Genomic DNA, 15154 nt, shown 5'->3' with positions numbered 1-15154 from the left:
CCGCAACCACGGGCTCGATCATGCGCAAGCTTCTCTTCGCCGTCCTCCTGCTGTTCACCGCTGCCCCGGCCGTCGCCGCTCCGCCGCCTGTCCCGACGGAGGAGGAGAAGCAGGTTGGCGCGGTGTTCGATACGGCGCGCACCGCGCTCCAGCAGGGCAAGGGCTCGGCGCTGGTGCCGCTGCTCTCGCACGCCACGGTGCAGAAGCTGGAGTCGGTCCGCACGGTGGCGCGCACCGGCGATCCGGTGGCGATCGGCCGCCTGGAGCCCGGCGAGAAGTTCGCCGCCATGGGCCTGCGCCGCCACCTCAACCCGTCCGAGCTGCGCCGCATGAACCTGGGCGACATCACCGACCACGCGGTAAAGCAGGGTTGGCTCGGCCCCAACGTCATCGCGCGGAGCGCGCTCGGCCCGGTGCGGGTCAAGGGCGACCGGGCGTCGGCGCTGCTGCTGGTGGACAACAAGCCGGCGATGGTGCCGGCCGACTTCGTGCGCGAAGGCGGTGCGTGGCGCATCGACCTGACCAGCGTCTTCACCTTCGGCGGCCAGATGCTGAAGGGCTTCGCCGCCATGTCCGGCAAGACCGAGGACGCCTACATCAGCGACCTTCTCGACCGCCTGCCGGTGGGCAAGGCGGCGGCCGGACGCCTGCCGCTCGCCGCCCCGTCCGGCGAGGGAGCCGCCCCGCGCGCCGCGCGCGGGGGCGGCGACAAAGTCATCCGGGAAGCGCTGCCTCCTCCCAACGCGGCCGCTCGGTAGCCGCCGCGTCCTCGGCGCGGGACCGCGCGGGGCGCGTGGTGATCCACGAATAGGTCAGCCCGGCCTTCTCCGCGCAGCCGTAGTGCCAGGGCCGGCCCTGGCGGTCGCCGGCCCAGTGCGGCTCGCCGGTGCGCAGGGGGCGGCTGCAATAGCAGCAGTGCGGGCGCGGCGGGACCGCCGGTTCGTTGTCGTTCATGGCGCGGTATCCCTTCTGTCCAGTCCGCCGTTTTGCTTTTCCGGGAGGATAGCGACGGCCGGCTGGCGGCCAAGAGCGTGGGAGGTGAAGGAAAACGCCGGACCTACCTCGTGGGACTATACCCTCTGGCCAAAACGTCCGGTCTCGGTAGCCTGGACGCGCGCTTTCCCGGCCTGAATCAACGGGTTAGAGTTTCTTGTCTCCAGAGCCGCGGAGTGCGGCGACGGTTTCGCTTCGACGGTGGCTGTGGCGGGCGCATCACAAATGTTCGGATGTGTGCCCATCCGGCCACGCTTTGGCGACGCCGTTGCTACTTTTGGCGGATGGGGTGTTCCCTGCATCGGGATGTGGCCAATTTGCCGCGCCCGCGTCCGGTGGCGCGACTCGGACGAATGTTGCAAGGAATCTACTACTTGCGTTAAGCTCGCCGCGCACGCACTACGCCTTGGTGCCGCTGATGACCGCTCCCGATGGATTCCCCATGGACGCGCTGGACCACCGGTCCGACGTGCAGGGGCTTTCCGCGCTCGAAGCGTTCGCGTCCGCCAGCGTGTCCGTGCCTGTTCCGGCGCGGCCCCTTGCGGCGCAAGACGTGCTCCATGCCGTACCCTGCGAACCGGCCTTCCGGGCCGCCGTGCTGGAGTTGGCGGCACGGCGCGGCTGCGACGTTGCGGCGCTGGTGGGGGCGGCTCTGCTGCTCGGCGCCGAAGCGATGCCGGACCCCGGTGCCGGCGAAGCGACCCTCGACCTGCGACTTAGCCCCGGCCTGGATGGGGCTGCGGTCCGCCGGGCGCTCGCCACGGCGCTGGCCGTCGCCGACGGCTGGCGGCTGGCGGGCCGGCTGGAGACGCTGGAATACCGCAACAAGGCGCTGGCCAACGCGCTGGAACGCGTGTCGTTCCAGCCGCTGGAGGGCGAGCTGACGCATGTGCGCGACGCCGCGTCGCTGTTCGGTTTCGTCAACGAGTGGTGCTTCGACGAGGACCGCGTGGTGCGCCGCTTCCGCGAGTTGGCGCCGGTCTACCACCCCGACACCGGCATGGTCGGCTGCCGGCAGCGCATGGCGCAGCTCATCGAGGCGCGCAACCTGCTGATCAAGCACGTCCGCACCGCCTACAGTTCCGGCGAATGGGCGAAGCGGCGGCGGTAGCGCCTTACGGCAGCGCCAGCCGGCCATCGTCCGTGAAGGAGATGAACGGGTTCCAGGCGACTTCCCAGGGGTGCCCGTCGGGGTCGGCGAAGTAGCCGGAATGGCCGCCCCAGAACACGTCCTGCGCCGGTTTGAGGATGCGCCCGCCCGCCGCCTCGGCCTCGGCCAGCACCGCGGCCACATCCTCGCGCGCACGCACGTTGTGGGCCAGCGTGATGCCGCCGAAACCGCTGCCCGCTGGTGACAGGTGGGCATCCTCGGCCAGCGCGTCGCGGCCGTACAGCGACAGCACGACGCCACCGGCGGAGAGGAAGGTGACCGCCTCCTGGCTCATGGGTGAGGCGGTGAAGCCCAGGCGTTCGTAGAAGGCGCGGCTGCGCGCCATGTCGGCCACGCCCAAAGTCACCAGGGACAGCCGCGGTTCCATGGGTCAGCCCCCGAAGCCGATGGTTTCGTCGAGGATGGCGTCGGTGAAGATCGCGCCGGCGGTGTCGGCGCCGGTCAGGTCGGCACCGGTCAGGTCCGCCTCGGCCAGATTGGCGCCGCGCAGGTCGGCGCCCACCAGATTGGCGCCGCTCAGGTTGACCTTGTGCAGGTCGGCGTTCTTCAGGGTCGCCATGCCCAGCCGGGCGCGCTGGAGGTTGGCGCGCCAGACGTGGCCGCTCATGGTCTGGATGTGCACCGGGCCGAGCTTGGCGTCGGTCAGGTTGGCGTTGGACAGCGTGGCGCGCTCGAAGTTGATGCCGCGCAGGTCGGCGCCGGTGAAGTTCGCCTTGCGCAGGTCGGCCAGCGACATGTCGGCGATGGCCAGTGACGCGCCGGCCAGCGAGGCGCCGCGCAGCGTGATGCATTGCAGGATGCCGGCCGACAGGTTGATGCCGTCCAGCGCCTGACTCGACAGGTCGAGCGCCGATAGGTCGGCGCGCTTGCCTTCCTTGCCGCCGCTGTCGATCCAGGAGAGGTGCGCGGCGATGATCCCCTTCAGGGCGCTCTCGGCGTTCTCCATTACCTTGGCGGTCACCGCACCCGCCAGATTGGGCGAGCGCAGCTGGCCCGAATCGAGGATGGCGCCGATCAGGTTGGTGTTGGCGAAGTTGGCGCGGCCGATGGCCGCCCCGGTCAGCACCGCGCCGGACAGCCGGGCGCCGGACAGGTTCGCTTCCGACAGGTCGGCGTCGGTCAGGTCGCAGCCGGTCAGGTTGGCGTTGGTCAGGTTGGCGCGCTGGAACTTGGTGCCGCGCAGGATCGCGTCGGTCAGGTCGGTCTGCATGACGAAGGAGTTCGCCAGCTTGGCGCGCGACAGGTCGGCGGCGCGCATGGTGGCCGCCGTCAGTTCGGAGTTGAGGACGTTGTCGAACTGGTGCTCGCGCACGTCGCCGGCTTCATTGTAGTGCAGCAGCGTGCCGTCGCGCAGGTCCACCTCGACCAGGATCGCCTCGTTCAGAACGGCGCCGCGCAGGCAGGCGCCGCGCAGGTCGGCGCGCCGCAGGTCGGCCTTTTCCAGGTTCGCCAGCCGCATGTCGGCGGCGTACAAATTGGCGTTCTGAAGGTTGGCGCCGGTCAGGCGCGCGCTGAACAGCTTGGCGCCGCACAGGTCGGCGTCCGACAGGTCGATGCCGGAAAGATCGAGGTGCGACAGGTCGCGCATCTTCAGGTTGGCGCGCACGCCGCCGGGCTGGCTCTTCCGGAAGGCCTGATGGCGCATCAGGATAGCGTTCAGCTGGCTCTGCGTGAGCTTGGTGCGCGGCGAGTTCGAACCGAAACCTTGCGATGTCGACATCGCGGCGAGCCTTTGCATCGTGAGGCTGACAGCTTGGCCGCAAGCCACAAACAAAGAGTTAACCAGAGCCGGGAATTTATTCAAATCAAAGAGGTAAGACCACACGGACAATGGGTCTATGCATCCTGGGGACCTTCCCGGAGCGGAGTTGATCATAGGTGCGGCGCCCCGGTTGACTCACGCCCTCCGCATCCGTATTGTCCGGCCTCCAGCTTCTGTCGATGTCCTCGACGCCGTGCCTACGGGCACCAGCCAGTCCGCGAGTGTCGCGCACTGGCACGTTTGCGTTTGGGGCGGTCGGTGGGGCTCATTGGAGTTTTGAGGAACCCATGTTCGAAGGCCTGACCGGACGCCTGGGCGACATCTTCGACAAGCTGCGCCGCCGTGGCGCGCTGAGCGAGGAAGACGTCTCCGCCGCGCTGCGCGAAGTGCGCGTGGCGCTGCTGGAGGCCGACGTCGCCCTGCCGGTGGTCAAGCAGTTCGTGGCCCAGGTCAAGGAGCGCGCCGTCGGGCAAGAGGTGCTGCGCTCCGTCACGCCGGGCCAGCAGGTCATCAAGATCGTCCACGACTGCCTCGTGGAGATGCTGGGTCAGGGCGAGGACATCAACCTCAACGCCGCAGCGCCCGTGCCGATCCTGATGGTCGGCTTGCAGGGCTCGGGCAAGACCACCAGCACCGCCAAGATCGCGCTGCGCCTCAAGACGCGCGACCGCAAGAAAGTGCTGATGGCGTCGCTGGACGTGCGCCGTCCGGCCGCGCAGGAACAGCTCAAGGTGCTGGGCGAACAGATCGGCGTCGCCACGCTGCCCATCCTCATGGGCCAGGGCCCGGTGGACATCGCCAGGCGGGCGATGGAGACCGGCCGCCTCGAAGGCTATGATGTGGTCATGCTCGACACCGCCGGCCGGCTCTCCATCGACGAGGAGTTGATGGCCGAGGTGGCCGCCGTGCGCGACGCGACCAAGCCGGTCGAGACGCTGCTGGTCGCCGACGCCATGACCGGCCAGGACGCGGTGACGGTCGCCACCAACTTCAACGACAAGGTCGGCATCACCGGCATCGTGCTGACCCGCGTGGACGGCGACGCCCGCGGCGGTGCGGCGCTGTCCATGCGCCAGATCACCGGCAAGCCGCTGAAGCTGCTGGGCGTCGGCGAGAAGATCGACGCGCTGGAGCCCTTCCACCCCGACCGGGTCGCCGGCCGCATCCTCGGCATGGGCGACGTGGTGTCGCTGGTCGAGAAGGCGGTCGAGACCATCGACCAGGAAGAGGCCGAAAAGCTCGCCCGCAAGATCGAGAAGGGCCAGGGCTTCGACCTCGACGATATGGCGAGCCAGCTCAAGCAGCTGCGCAAGATGGGCGGCATGTCGGGGCTGATGAGCATGTTGCCGGGCATCGGCAAGATCAAGAACCAGCTCAAGGACGCCAACATCGACGACAAGGTGATCAAGCGCCAGGAGGCGATCATCTCGTCGATGACCAAGAAGGAACGCAAGACGCCGGAACTCATCAAGGCGTCCCGGCGCAAGCGCATCGCCGCCGGCTCGGGCACCTCGGTGCAGGAGGTCAACAAGCTCCTGAAACAGTTCGAGGACATGCGCTCGATGATGAAGCAGGTCCAGAAGCTGGGTAAGAAGGGCCTGATGCGCGGCGGCCTCGGCAACCTGCTGCCGAAGGGCCTGGGCGGCTTCGGTGGTGGCGGTGGTGGCGGCCCGTTCGGCGGCGGCTTCGGCGGCGGTGGCGGCAAGGGGCCGTTCGGATGATCGACCACATCTCGCTGCCCGTCACCGACATCGAGCGCGCCAAGAGCTTTTACGACTCCGTGCTCGCCGCCGTCGGCTATCGCCGGATGATGGATTTCGGCCAGGCCGCCGGCTATGGCGACGAGCACCCGCATTTCTGGATCGGCGTGCCGCCGGAGGACGAGGCCCTGGGGCCGGCTGCCGGCGTGCACATCGCCTTCCGCGCCAAGGACCGTGCGGCGGTGGATGCGTTCCACGCTGCGGCGTTGGCCGCGGGCGGTCGCGACAACGGCGCGCCGGGGCTCCGGCCGCGCTATCACCCCGACTACTACGCTGGATTCGTCTTCGACCCGGACGGTAACCGGATCGAGGCGGTCTGCCATCTCCCCGCCTGACCGGCGGTTCTCCTTTCACCACCTGACCAAGAAGAGAGTTTCGACCCATGTCCTTGAAGATCCGTCTGGCCCGCGGTGGCGCCAAGAAGCGCCCGTTCTACTCGATCGTCGTCGCCGACGCCCGCAGCCCGCGTGACGGCCGTTTCATCGAGAAGATCGGCACCTACAACCCGATGCTGCCGCGCGAAGACGAGAAGCGCATCCAGTTCGACGCCGAGCGCGCCAAGCATTGGCTGTCGGTCGGCGCCCAGCCGACGGACCGCGTGGTGCTGTTCTTCGCCAACGCCGGTCTGGTCGAGAAGCCGGCCATCCGCGAGACTCCGAAGAAGTCCGCCCCGAAGGCGAAGGCCCAGGAGCGCGCCAAGGCCGCTGCTGCCGCCGCTGCCGCCGCTGGCGAGTGAGGACAAAACCCTCTCCCGTCCCGGGAGAGGGTGGCGCGAAGCGCCGGGTGAGGGTGCTGGCAAGGATCCGTTCAGGATTCTCGACGGCACCCCCACCCCGACCCTCCCCCGGGGCGGGGGAGGGGGATTGGCTGCGGTTCGATATCCATGTCCAGCAAAGTCTGCATCGGCCAGTTCGCCGGCTCGCACGGCGTGCGTGGCCTCGTAAAGCTGAAGAGCTTTACCGGGGATCCCAAAGCCGTGGCCGCGTACGGCCCGTTGTCCGACGAGAGCGGCAAGCGGACCTTCCGCGTGACGCTCACCGGGGCCCCCAAGGACGATGTCTGGCTGGCCCGCGTGGAGGGGCTCACCACCCGCGAGCAGGCGCAGGCACTGACCGGCGTGCGGCTGTACGTCGAGCGTGCGGCGCTGCCGGACACGGACGACGAGGACGAGTTCTATCACGCCGATCTCATCGGCCTGCGGGCCGAGACGACGGCGGGGGAATTGTTCGGGACGGTGCTGGCGATCTACGATTTCGGTGGTGGTGACGTGCTGGAGATCCGCACGGAGTCGGGTGCCACCGAGCTGTTGCCGTTCACCAGGGCCTGCGTGCCGGTGGTGGACGTCAAGGGCGGACGGGTGGTCGTCGACCCGCCCGTGGTCGTCGAAGCCCGGCCCGAAGGGCAGGGCAACGGGGAGTCGGAGCCGTGAACCACGGCGCCACCGGCGCGCTCGCCTGGACGGTTAAGGTGCTGACGTTGTTCCCGGAAATGTTTCCGGGGCCGCTCGGTCACAGCCTCGCGGGCAAGGCGCTGGAAAATGGCGTGTGGTCTCTGGAATCAGTGGACATTCGCGATTTTGCGCGCGATAAACACCGCTCCGTTGACGATGCCCCCTTCGGCGGGGGTGCTGGCATGGTGATGCGGCCGGACGTTCTGGACGCCGCGTTCACCGCGACCTGCGGACTGCTGGGGCAAGAGGGACGCGGCCGGGTGATCTACCTGTCGCCGCGTGGTCGGGTCCTGGACCAGGCCCTGGTCAAGGAGTTGGCGGCGACCCCGGTCGTGACGCTGCTCTGCGGCCGGTACGAAGGGGTTGACGAACGGGTGCTGGAAGCGCACGGGGTCGAGGAGGTCAGCCTCGGCGATTTCGTGCTGTCCGGCGGCGAGCCGGCCGCGCTTGCCCTGATCGACGCCGTGGTGCGCTTGCTGCCCGGCGTCATGGGGAACGTGGCGACGGCCGAAGACGAGAGTTTCGAACGGGGATTGCTCGAATATCCCCACTACACGCGGCCTGCCGTCTGGAACGACGGGCTGGGTGTGGAGCGACCGGTGCCGGAGGTTCTTCTCTCCGGTCACCACGAAAAGGTTCGTGCCTGGCGGCTTGCCGAGGCGGAGCGGATCACACGGGCCAGACGGCCCGACCTGTGGTCCCGCTACGAGGCGGGTCGTCCGGTGCCGGAAAAACGGGCCCGCAGACGCAGGCCGAGTGGAACGACGGAGTGACGGTCCGCCGAGAGGCGCGCCGAGGAAAAGGGGTAGTGTCATGAACTTGTTGCAGCAGATCGAGCAGGAGCAGGTCGAGAAGGCCCTCGGTAGCAAGACCATTCCCGAATTCTCGCCGGGCGATACGCTCCGCGTGAACGTGAAGGTCGTCGAGGGCACTCGCGAGCGCGTGCAGGCTTACGAGGGCGTGTGCATCGCCCGCAAGAACGCCGGTGTGAACTCCTCGTTCACCGTGCGCAAGATCAGCTATGGCGAGGGTGTGGAGCGCGTGTTCCCGCTGTACAGCCCGCGCATCGATTCGATCGAGCTGGTCCGCAAGGGCGACGTCCGTCGCGCCAAGCTGTACTACCTGCGCGATCGTCGCGGCAAGTCGGCCCGCATCTCGGAGCGCACCACCGGCCGCGGCATCAAGCCGCGCGGCACCGCCGCCGCTGCGGAGTAATCCGCCGGCACGCTTCGCCGTTGCATGTTTTCCGGCGCCCGCCGTGGGGATCTCCCGCAGCGGGCGTTCGGCGTTGCGGAGAGAGGCTGCACCATTGACAGGGGCCCGCCATGACGGTGAAGACGGGCTATCGGCGTGACGCCGAGACGTTCAAGGGAATCATCTGGAAGCCCGCCATCCGCGACGCGCACTATAAAAGGTGCGGCATCGACTTTCCGATTGCCAAGACGTTCGATTGGGAACGGGTTCTGAAGCGCAAGGAAGACGAGCGTCCGGGACAGCCTGTCCGATTCCATGCTTTGGTCGGGATGCCCGGTGCGGATCTTGTGTTTCTCGCCGTGTACACGCGGCTGGACGATTGGTTGAACATCATCAGCATCAGGCGCGCCGATGTCGAAGAACGCACTCTCTTCCGCGAGCGCTAAGCCCGTGCTGGACGACGACCGCACCGACCTGTCCGCGCTGCTGGCGCAGAGCGACGCCGACATCGACTACGGCGACGCGCCGAAGACGACGCCGGTCGATTGGGCGAACGCCAAGCTGGTCCGGTTCCGGTTCACCGGCAGCCGCATCGACAATCGCGGCTCGAAGAAGGTGCCCAAGAAGTAAGCTCAGCGGCGCGTCAGCGAATTGGTGTGTGCGGCCTTCAGCGTCGCCGGCTCGTTCCTGTCGCCGACCACGCCCGTGGTGTGGGTGTCGTCGCGGTCGTCGGGGCTGGAGCCGATTTCCGTCATGGCCGCCGCGGCTTGCGCGGTCCGGCGCACGCCCAGGTGATTGATCACCCCCGTCACGCCGGGAAGGCTGGCGGCCAGCGCTTCGGCGCGGTGCACCTGTTCGACCGACGCGACGCTGCCGACCAGCGTCACCACCCCGTCGCGGAGGCTCACCTCCAGGTCGGTGCCGTCGATGTACTCGTCCTCATCCAGGCGGTGGATGAGGTCGTGGCGAATCCGCGCGTCCGAAGCGGTCTCGTTGTGCCCGAACATGGCCGTTCTCCCTGCATCTGTCCTGAAGGGAACATGGCCGCGTCGGGCGCGGTTCCGGCGGCCGGCTTTCCCATTTGACAATCCTTCGCAACACCATCAGCATAGCGCCTTCATTCCAGGGGGGTCCCGTTAGGGGGCTGAGATACCACCGGCCAAATCGGCAACGTGGTGACCCTTCGAACCTGATCCGGCTCATACCGGCGAAGGGAGGGAAACGCTGCGGCACTGATCCTCGACCGCACCTTCTTCCGCACAAGTGACCGGATCTCCTCGATGACCGAAGGAGACCGACCATGCCCAAAGATCTGTCCGACGCCGACTTCTCCGTCTCCACCGGGCCGCTGCCCGCCTCGCGCAAGGTGTACGTGCCGGGCGAGCGGGAGGGTGTACGTGTGGCCCTGCGCGAGATCTGCGTGGGCGGCGGCGAACCGCCCGTGCGCGTCTATGATCCGTCCGGTCCCTACACCGACGCCGACGTGGCGGTGGATATCCGCAAGGGATTGCCGGCCTTGCGCGATGCCTGGATCCGCGGGCGCGGCGATGTCGAGGCGTACGACGGCCGCGCCGTACGTCCCGAGGATGACGGGCTGAAGGACGGCGAGGCGCGCAACCTCGACGTACACCCTGGCTCGACCCGCCGGCCATTGCGGGCCAAGCCCGGCAAGGTGGTGACGCAGATGGCGTACGCCCGCGCCGGCATCGTCACGCCGGAGATGGAATACGTCGCCATCCGCGAGAACCTCGGCCGCGCTGCGGCGCTGGAACAGGCGCGCGACGGCGAGTCCTTCGGCGCCAGCATCCCCGATGTCATCACGCCGGAGTTCGTGCGCGACGAGATCGCCCGCGGGCGCGCCATCATCCCCTCCAACATCAACCACCCCGAAGCTGAGCCGATGATCATCGGCCGCAACTTCCTTACCAAGATCAACGCCAACATCGGCAACTCGGCGGTGGCGTCCTCGATCGGCGAGGAGGTGGACAAGATGGTGTGGTCGATCCGCTGGGGCGCCGACACCGTCATGGACCTGTCCACCGGCCGCAACATCCACACGACGCGCGAGTGGATCATCCGCAATTCGCCGGTGCCCATCGGCACCGTGCCGATCTATCAGGCGCTGGAGAAGGTCAACGGCAAGGCCGAGGACCTGACCTGGGAGATCTTCCGCGACACGCTGATCGAGCAGGCCGAGCAGGGGGTGGACTACTTCACCATCCACGCCGGCGTCCGGCTCGCCCACATCCCGCTGACCGCCAAGCGGGTGACCGGCATCGTGTCGCGCGGCGGCTCGATCCTCGCCAAATGGTGCCTGTCGCACCACAAGGAGAACTTCCTCTACACGCACTTCGAGGAGATCTGCGAGATCCTCAAGGCGTACGACGTGGCGTTCTCGCTGGGTGACGGGCTGCGTCCGGGCTCCGTCGCCGACGCCAACGACGCCGCCCAGTTCGCCGAGCTGGAGACGCTGGGCGAGCTGACCAAGATCGCCTGGAAGCACGACGTGCAGACGATCATCGAAGGCCCCGGCCACGTGCCGATGCACAAGATCAAGGAGAACATAGACAAGCAGCTCGCCCTGTGCGGCGAGGCGCCGTTCTACACCCTCGGGCCGCTGGTGACCGACATCGCGCCGGGCTACGACCACATCACCAGCGGCATCGGTGCGGCGATGATCGGCTGGTTCGGCACGGCGATGCTCTGCTACGTCACGCCGAAGGAGCATTTGGGGCTGCCGGACCGCGACGACGTCAAGGTGGGCGTAGTGACCTACAAGATCGCCGCGCACGCCGCCGATCTCGCCAGGGGCCACCCGGCGGCACGCCTGCGCGACGATGCGCTCTCAAGGGCGCGGTTCGAGTTCCGCTGGCGCGACCAGTTCCACCTGTCGCTCGACCCGGAGACGGCGGAGCGCTTCCATGACCAGACGCTGCCGGCCGAAGGCGCCAAGGTGGCGCACTTCTGCTCCATGTGTGGGCCGAAGTTCTGCTCGATGAAGATCACGCAGGAGGTGCGGGACTACGCCAACTCTGGCATGGCCGAGATGTCGGAGACGTTCCGCGCGCAGGGTGGGGAAATTTACAAGGCGGCGGAGTAGTCGCTCCGCTGGGGACAACAGGGTTTACACGGATTGCACGGATTTTGGCACGGATTACACGGATTTTTTATGCTTGCAGCGCATCGGCCTTCCCGCAAGCCGATGCTGTGCACGATCAAAGAAAATCCGTGTAATCCGTGTTCAAATCCCCAAAATCCGTGTGAACCCTGTTGTTCCCCGTCAGCCGTACCCGCGGGGTTATCGGGCACGCGCCGTAATCACGATCCCCGCGGCGATCAGGCCGACGCTCAGCAGCACACCGGTGCTCAGCGGTTCACCGAAGATCAGGGCGCTTTCCAGCAGTGCGGTGATCGGCACCAGACAGACGATCTGTCCGGCTTGCGCCGCCGGCATCACCGCCAACGCCTTCGACCACCACCAGTAACAGAGCGCCGTGCCGACCAGCCAGTTGTACACCAGCGCCCCGATCAGCGTCGGCGTCCAGGCGATGGGGTGGCCGGCGTCCAGCGCCGGAGCCATGGGGACGACGACCACGGCGCTGACGGCGATCTGCCAGAAGGTCTGGGTCCAGAACGGCGTGCGCCAGACACGCCGCCGGTAGAGGCTGGCCGCCGTCGCCCAGAAGACCGCCGAGGTCAGCAGCAGCCCGTTGCCGAACAGCGCGCGATGGTCGCTCCAGTCCATCAGCGCCGGGTTGAAGAACACCAGCACGCCGGCGAAGGCCAGCGCGCCGCCGACGATCCTCTGGCCGGACGGCCGCTCGCGGGCGATCAGGAAGGCCAGGGGCAGGGCCCAGATCTGCATGGTGTAGACCAGCACCGCCGCGCGGCCGGGCGGCACGGATTGCAGGCCCAGCGTGCTCAGCCCCAGCATGCCGCCGACTTGCAGGAAGCCGATGACGCCCAGCATCGTCCGCTCGCCGCGCCGCGGCAGCCACGGCGCACCCAGCACCGGCAGCAGGGCCGCCAGCAGCAGCGCCGAGCCGCTCATGCGCAGCGCATTGAAGGTGAACGCTCCGATGTTCGGCAGCGCCGCCTTCATGATCAGCCAGTTGGTGCCCCAGAACAGCACCACCGCCGCGAGCTGCGCGTAGATCGCCATGCCGGGCGCGCCGCGCGCCGCAGCCGCCTGATCCGCCACGGGTTCCTCCCTTGCGTCCGCTGCATCTTAAACCGGCGCGGCGCCGGGAAAGGCATGCATCGTCAGCGCGTCAGCAGGGCGCTTTCCTTGCCGATCAGCACGAACACCTTGGCGTAGGTCTTGAGCAGCGCGTCGGTCAGCGCCCGCACCTCGGCGCTGCGCATGGCCTTCGGCTTGCCGGGATCGACGTGCAGCACGCAGCTGTCCGGCGTGTCGTTGTACGCCGCCAGCGCGTGGATGCGGTCGGGGCGGAAGTCCTCGGGGAAATTCTCGTCCATCAGCCAGAAGCACTGGAAGTTCCGGCAGGATGGCGGGCGCTCGTCATACACGGTGCAGCCCTTGCCCTGGTCGCATGACTCGCACCAGCGCGCTGGGGGCTTCTTCAACTCGGGCACGCCCATCAGCTTGCAGCACAGGGTGCATTCGCCGCAGGTGCGGGAGGAGGTGGTCTCGGCAGTGTCGGTCATGCGCCGGGTTGCAGCACACCGGCGCGCGCGCGTCAAACGGAAAGCCGGCCGTTACCCCTCAATCGGGCACGGCCACGCCGGGGGTGCCGCCCAGCATGCCGTACAACAGGCTGCCGATCAGCGTCAGCATGGGCAGGACGAACATCGCCACCATGACCAGGCGGACCACCATGTCCTTGCGGCGCACGGCCTGGCATTCCTCGCAATCCTTGCCCTTGGCGTAGGGGGCGCCGCAGGCATGGCAGAGGTCGTCGTCGTCGCTCATGGTCTGGCTCGCAACGGGTTGGGGAGACGCGGCAGTCATGGGCACCCTACATGATGAACTGCATGCCGAGCCAGCCAACCAGCGCCAGGACCGCCAGCATGATGACGGTGGTCATGATCAGAATGTTGGTCTGGCGGATGCGGTGGCAGCGCGGGCAGGCCGGTTCCGCCGCGGGGTAGATCAGGTCGCAGCGCGGGCAGCGGGCCTGGGCGTCGGTGTGTGCGTCGGTCACGGAATACGGGCCTCCGGCGAAAAGCGGTCGGACGCTAGCACACGGCTCCGCTGTGCGGAAGGTCCGCTTGTCCCGCGCGGCCCACATGGCTATTGTGCCGGCTTGCGCCCGGAAACCGGCGCCGATCGGCCGTTTGCCTGCAAGAGAGAGCCTGCACGATGTCCAAGCCGCGCACCCTGTTCGACAAGATCTGGGACAGCCATATCGTCCACCGCCAGGAGGACGGCACCTGCATCCTCTACATCGACCGCCATCTGGTCCACGAAGTGACCAGCCCGCAGGCGTTCGAGGGGCTGCGAACCGCCGGCCGCCAGGTGCGCCGGCCGGAGCTGACCATGGCCGTGCCGGACCACAACGTGCCGACGAAGGACCGCGCCAAGGGCATCGTCGAGGAAGAGAGCCGCATCCAGGTCGAGGCGCTGGATGTGAACGCCCGTGAATTTGGCGTGCGCTACTTCCCGATGGACGACGTCCGCCAGGGCATCGTGCACATCGTCGGCCCCGAGCAGGGCTTCACGCTGCCCGGCACCACCATCGTCTGCGGCGACAGCCACACCGCCACGCACGGCGCCTTCGGCGCGCTGGCCTTCGGCATCGGCACGTCCGAGGTCGAGCACGTACTGGCCACCCAGACGCTGTTGCAGAAGCCGGCCAAGAACATGCTGGTCCGCGTCGACGGCGCGCTGCCGGCCGGCGTCACCGCCAAGGACATCGTGCTCGCCATCATCGGCAAGATCGGCACCGCCGGCGGCACCGGCCACGTCATCGAGTTCGCCGGTCAGGCGATCCGCGACCTGTCCATGGAAGGCCGCATGACGGTCTGCAACATGGCCATCGAGGGCGGTGCGCGCGCCGGCCTGATCGCGCCCGACGAGAAGACCTTCGCCTACGTCATGGGCCGCCCGCTGGCGCCCAAGGGCGGCGCGTGGGAGCAGGCGGTGGCCCAGTGGAAGACGCTGCCCAGCGACGAGGGCGCGGTCTACGACACCACCGTGGTGCTGAACGCCGCCGACATCGTCCCGCAGGTCACCTGGGGCACCAGCCCGGAGGACGTGCTGCCGATCACCGCGACGGTGCCGAACCCGGCCGACGTCGCCGACCTGGGCAAGCGCGCCGCCGTCGAGCGCTCGCTGGAGTACATGGGCCTGACGCCGGGGCAGAAGCTGTCCGACGTCAAGGTGGACACGGTGTTCATCGGCTCCTGCACCAACGGCCGCATCGAGGATCTGCGCGCGGCGGCCGACATCGCCAAGGGCCGCAAGGTGGCCGCCGGCGTGCGCGCGCTGGTGGTGCCCGGCTCCGGTCTGGTCAAGGAGCAGGCCGAGCAGGAGGGCCTGGATCAGGTCTTCACCGAGGCCGGCTTCGAGTGGCGCGAGCCCGGCTGTTCCATGTGTCTGGCGATGAACGCCGACCGGCTGTCGCCGGGCGAGCGTTGCGCCTCCACCTCGAACCGCAACTTCGAGGGCCGCCAGGGCCGCGGCGGCCGCACCCATCTGGTCAGCCCGGCCATGGCCGCCGCGGCGGCCATCAAGGGCACGCTGACCGACGTGCGCGACCTGCGCTGAGCGGACTCGGGCATCTCGGATGAACGGGAGGGGGCCGCAAGGCCCCCTTCGCGTATCAACGGCGGGCGGGGCGCCGGGGTCCGCCCGTACTGGC

At 68.2% G+C, this 15154-nt stretch carries 20 protein-coding genes and 1 riboswitch; of the genes, 12 read left to right on the top strand and 8 right to left on the bottom strand.

The window, feature by feature from the left end; genetic code table 11:
* The first annotated feature begins 20 nt into the window (after positions 1-20).
* The gene (locus ACSVDD_RS15035; protein ID WP_448190181.1) at positions 21-758 is read left to right on the top strand and encodes a hypothetical protein; all 738 of its coding nucleotides are present in this window, start codon (positions 21-23) and stop codon (positions 756-758) included.
* Here ACSVDD_RS15035 and ACSVDD_RS15030 read toward each other — a convergent pair.
* Entirely contained in the window at positions 715-954 is a 240-nt protein-coding gene (locus ACSVDD_RS15030) for a hypothetical protein (protein WP_448190180.1), read from the bottom strand. The genes ACSVDD_RS15035 and ACSVDD_RS15030 overlap by 44 nt on opposite strands.
* Before the next feature lie 457 nt (positions 955-1411).
* Between ACSVDD_RS15030 and ACSVDD_RS15025 the strand changes: the two genes are divergently transcribed.
* Positions 1412-2104, top strand: coding sequence for a hypothetical protein (locus ACSVDD_RS15025; RefSeq protein ID WP_448190179.1), 693 nt, complete (start codon positions 1412-1414; stop codon positions 2102-2104).
* Positions 2105-2108: 4 nt separating this feature from the next.
* Here the strand turns inward: ACSVDD_RS15025 and ACSVDD_RS15020 are convergent, their stop codons facing one another.
* Together ACSVDD_RS15020 and ACSVDD_RS15015 are read right to left on the bottom strand one after the other, a co-directional pair.
* On the bottom strand, positions 2109-2531 hold the full coding sequence (locus tag ACSVDD_RS15020) for a VOC family protein (protein WP_448190178.1): 423 nt from the start codon (positions 2529-2531) through the stop codon (positions 2109-2111).
* 3 nt (positions 2532-2534) lie between these two features.
* Entirely contained in the window at positions 2535-3884 is a 1350-nt protein-coding gene (locus tag ACSVDD_RS15015; RefSeq protein ID WP_448190177.1) for a pentapeptide repeat-containing protein, read from the bottom strand.
* Between the two features lie 329 nt (positions 3885-4213).
* On the opposite strand from ACSVDD_RS15015, the gene ffh reads away from it, so the two are divergent.
* From ffh to ACSVDD_RS14975, 8 genes are all read left to right on the top strand, one after another.
* Positions 4214-5647: a signal recognition particle protein gene (gene ffh / locus ACSVDD_RS15010; RefSeq protein ID WP_448190176.1), complete on the top strand. Its 1434-nt coding sequence runs from the start codon at positions 4214-4216 to the stop codon at positions 5645-5647.
* Complete coding sequence (locus ACSVDD_RS15005; protein ID WP_448190175.1) at positions 5644-6021, top strand: VOC family protein; 378 nt, start codon at positions 5644-5646, stop codon at positions 6019-6021. Before ffh ends, ACSVDD_RS15005 begins: the two co-directional genes overlap by 4 nt.
* 47 nt (positions 6022-6068) lie before the next feature.
* Positions 6069-6422 carry a 30S ribosomal protein S16 gene (gene rpsP, locus ACSVDD_RS15000; protein WP_448190174.1) on the top strand — a complete coding sequence of 118 codons (354 nt, stop codon included), beginning with the start codon at positions 6069-6071 and terminating at the stop codon, positions 6420-6422.
* A gap of 147 nt (positions 6423-6569) precedes the next feature.
* On the top strand, positions 6570-7115 hold the full coding sequence (gene rimM / locus ACSVDD_RS14995) for a ribosome maturation factor RimM (RefSeq protein ID WP_448190173.1): 546 nt from the start codon (positions 6570-6572) through the stop codon (positions 7113-7115).
* A complete protein-coding gene (trmD, locus tag ACSVDD_RS14990; protein ID WP_448190172.1) occupies positions 7112-7909 on the top strand; it encodes a tRNA (guanosine(37)-N1)-methyltransferase TrmD in 798 nt (265 codons plus the stop codon). The genes rimM and trmD overlap by 4 nt, the downstream gene beginning before the upstream one ends.
* Positions 7910-7949: 40 nt before the next feature.
* The gene (rplS, locus tag ACSVDD_RS14985; protein ID WP_448190171.1) at positions 7950-8351 is read left to right on the top strand and encodes a 50S ribosomal protein L19; all 402 of its coding nucleotides are present in this window, start codon (positions 7950-7952) and stop codon (positions 8349-8351) included.
* 110 nt (positions 8352-8461) lie between these two features.
* On the top strand, positions 8462-8776 hold the full coding sequence (locus ACSVDD_RS14980) for a BrnT family toxin (protein ID WP_448190170.1): 315 nt from the start codon (positions 8462-8464) through the stop codon (positions 8774-8776).
* 4 nt (positions 8777-8780) lie between these two features.
* Positions 8781-8960: a hypothetical protein gene (locus ACSVDD_RS14975; protein ID WP_448190169.1), complete on the top strand. Its 180-nt coding sequence runs from the start codon at positions 8781-8783 to the stop codon at positions 8958-8960.
* Between the two features lie 2 nt (positions 8961-8962).
* Here ACSVDD_RS14975 and ACSVDD_RS14970 read toward each other — a convergent pair whose 3' ends face one another.
* Complete coding sequence (locus ACSVDD_RS14970) at positions 8963-9337, bottom strand: BON domain-containing protein (protein ID WP_448190168.1); 375 nt, start codon at positions 9335-9337, stop codon at positions 8963-8965.
* A 107-nt stretch (positions 9338-9444) separates the two neighbouring features.
* Positions 9445-9563: riboswitch (TPP riboswitch) on the top strand.
* A gap of 67 nt (positions 9564-9630) precedes the next feature.
* On the opposite strand from ACSVDD_RS14970, the gene thiC reads away from it, so the two are divergent.
* Positions 9631-11430 carry a phosphomethylpyrimidine synthase ThiC gene (thiC, locus tag ACSVDD_RS14965; protein WP_448190167.1) on the top strand — a complete coding sequence of 600 codons (1800 nt, stop codon included), beginning with the start codon at positions 9631-9633 and terminating at the stop codon, positions 11428-11430.
* A gap of 198 nt (positions 11431-11628) precedes the next feature.
* Here the strand turns inward: thiC and ACSVDD_RS14960 are convergent, their stop codons facing one another.
* The 4 genes from ACSVDD_RS14960 to ACSVDD_RS14945 form a co-directional block, all read right to left on the bottom strand.
* Positions 11629-12531, bottom strand: a complete 903-nt coding sequence (locus ACSVDD_RS14960; RefSeq protein WP_448190166.1) for a DMT family transporter — start codon at positions 12529-12531, stop codon at positions 11629-11631.
* Between the two features lie 62 nt (positions 12532-12593).
* A complete protein-coding gene (locus tag ACSVDD_RS14955; protein WP_448190165.1) occupies positions 12594-12998 on the bottom strand; it encodes a hypothetical protein in 405 nt (134 codons plus the stop codon).
* A 58-nt stretch (positions 12999-13056) separates the two neighbouring features.
* On the bottom strand, positions 13057-13263 hold the full coding sequence (locus ACSVDD_RS14950) for a hypothetical protein (RefSeq protein WP_448190164.1): 207 nt from the start codon (positions 13261-13263) through the stop codon (positions 13057-13059).
* Between the two features lie 46 nt (positions 13264-13309).
* On the bottom strand, positions 13310-13495 hold the full coding sequence (locus ACSVDD_RS14945) for a hypothetical protein (protein WP_448190163.1): 186 nt from the start codon (positions 13493-13495) through the stop codon (positions 13310-13312).
* Positions 13496-13653: 158 nt separating this feature from the next.
* Here ACSVDD_RS14945 and leuC point away from each other — a divergent pair, with 158 nt between their 5' ends.
* The gene (gene leuC, locus ACSVDD_RS14940; protein ID WP_448190162.1) at positions 13654-15060 is read left to right on the top strand and encodes a 3-isopropylmalate dehydratase large subunit; all 1407 of its coding nucleotides are present in this window, start codon (positions 13654-13656) and stop codon (positions 15058-15060) included.
* Positions 15061-15154: the final 94 nt, after the last annotated feature.

Source organism: Azospirillum terrae (assembly GCF_053470425.1).
The sequence above is the reverse complement of the archived record's forward strand: the minus strand, read 5'-3'. Positions and strand labels throughout refer to the sequence as shown.

Excerpts from the sequence above, each read along its gene's own strand:
- ACSVDD_RS14980 (WP_448190170.1), top strand. The coding sequence starts at position 8,462 with ATGACGGTGAAGACGGGCTATCGGCGTGACGCCGAGACGTTCAAGGGA.
- ACSVDD_RS15035 (WP_448190181.1), top strand. The coding sequence starts at position 21 with ATGCGCAAGCTTCTCTTCGCCGTCCTCCTGCTGTTCACCGCTGCCCCG.
- ACSVDD_RS15025 (WP_448190179.1), top strand. The coding sequence starts at position 1,412 with ATGACCGCTCCCGATGGATTCCCCATGGACGCGCTGGACCACCGGTCC.
- ACSVDD_RS15005 (WP_448190175.1), top strand. The coding sequence starts at position 5,644 with ATGATCGACCACATCTCGCTGCCCGTCACCGACATCGAGCGCGCCAAG.
- ACSVDD_RS14950 (WP_448190164.1), bottom strand. The coding sequence starts at position 13,263 with ATGAGCGACGACGACGACCTCTGCCATGCCTGCGGCGCCCCCTACGCC.
- rpsP (WP_448190174.1), top strand. The coding sequence starts at position 6,069 with ATGTCCTTGAAGATCCGTCTGGCCCGCGGTGGCGCCAAGAAGCGCCCG.
- thiC (WP_448190167.1), top strand. The coding sequence starts at position 9,631 with ATGCCCAAAGATCTGTCCGACGCCGACTTCTCCGTCTCCACCGGGCCG.
- ACSVDD_RS15020 (WP_448190178.1), bottom strand. The coding sequence starts at position 2,531 with ATGGAACCGCGGCTGTCCCTGGTGACTTTGGGCGTGGCCGACATGGCG.
- rimM (WP_448190173.1), top strand. The coding sequence starts at position 6,570 with ATGTCCAGCAAAGTCTGCATCGGCCAGTTCGCCGGCTCGCACGGCGTG.
- ACSVDD_RS15015 (WP_448190177.1), bottom strand. The coding sequence starts at position 3,884 with ATGTCGACATCGCAAGGTTTCGGTTCGAACTCGCCGCGCACCAAGCTC.
- ffh (WP_448190176.1), top strand. The coding sequence starts at position 4,214 with ATGTTCGAAGGCCTGACCGGACGCCTGGGCGACATCTTCGACAAGCTG.
- rplS (WP_448190171.1), top strand. The coding sequence starts at position 7,950 with ATGAACTTGTTGCAGCAGATCGAGCAGGAGCAGGTCGAGAAGGCCCTC.
- ACSVDD_RS14970 (WP_448190168.1), bottom strand. The coding sequence starts at position 9,337 with ATGTTCGGGCACAACGAGACCGCTTCGGACGCGCGGATTCGCCACGAC.
- leuC (WP_448190162.1), top strand. The coding sequence starts at position 13,654 with ATGTCCAAGCCGCGCACCCTGTTCGACAAGATCTGGGACAGCCATATC.
- ACSVDD_RS14955 (WP_448190165.1), bottom strand. The coding sequence starts at position 12,998 with ATGACCGACACTGCCGAGACCACCTCCTCCCGCACCTGCGGCGAATGC.
- ACSVDD_RS15030 (WP_448190180.1), bottom strand. The coding sequence starts at position 954 with ATGAACGACAACGAACCGGCGGTCCCGCCGCGCCCGCACTGCTGCTAT.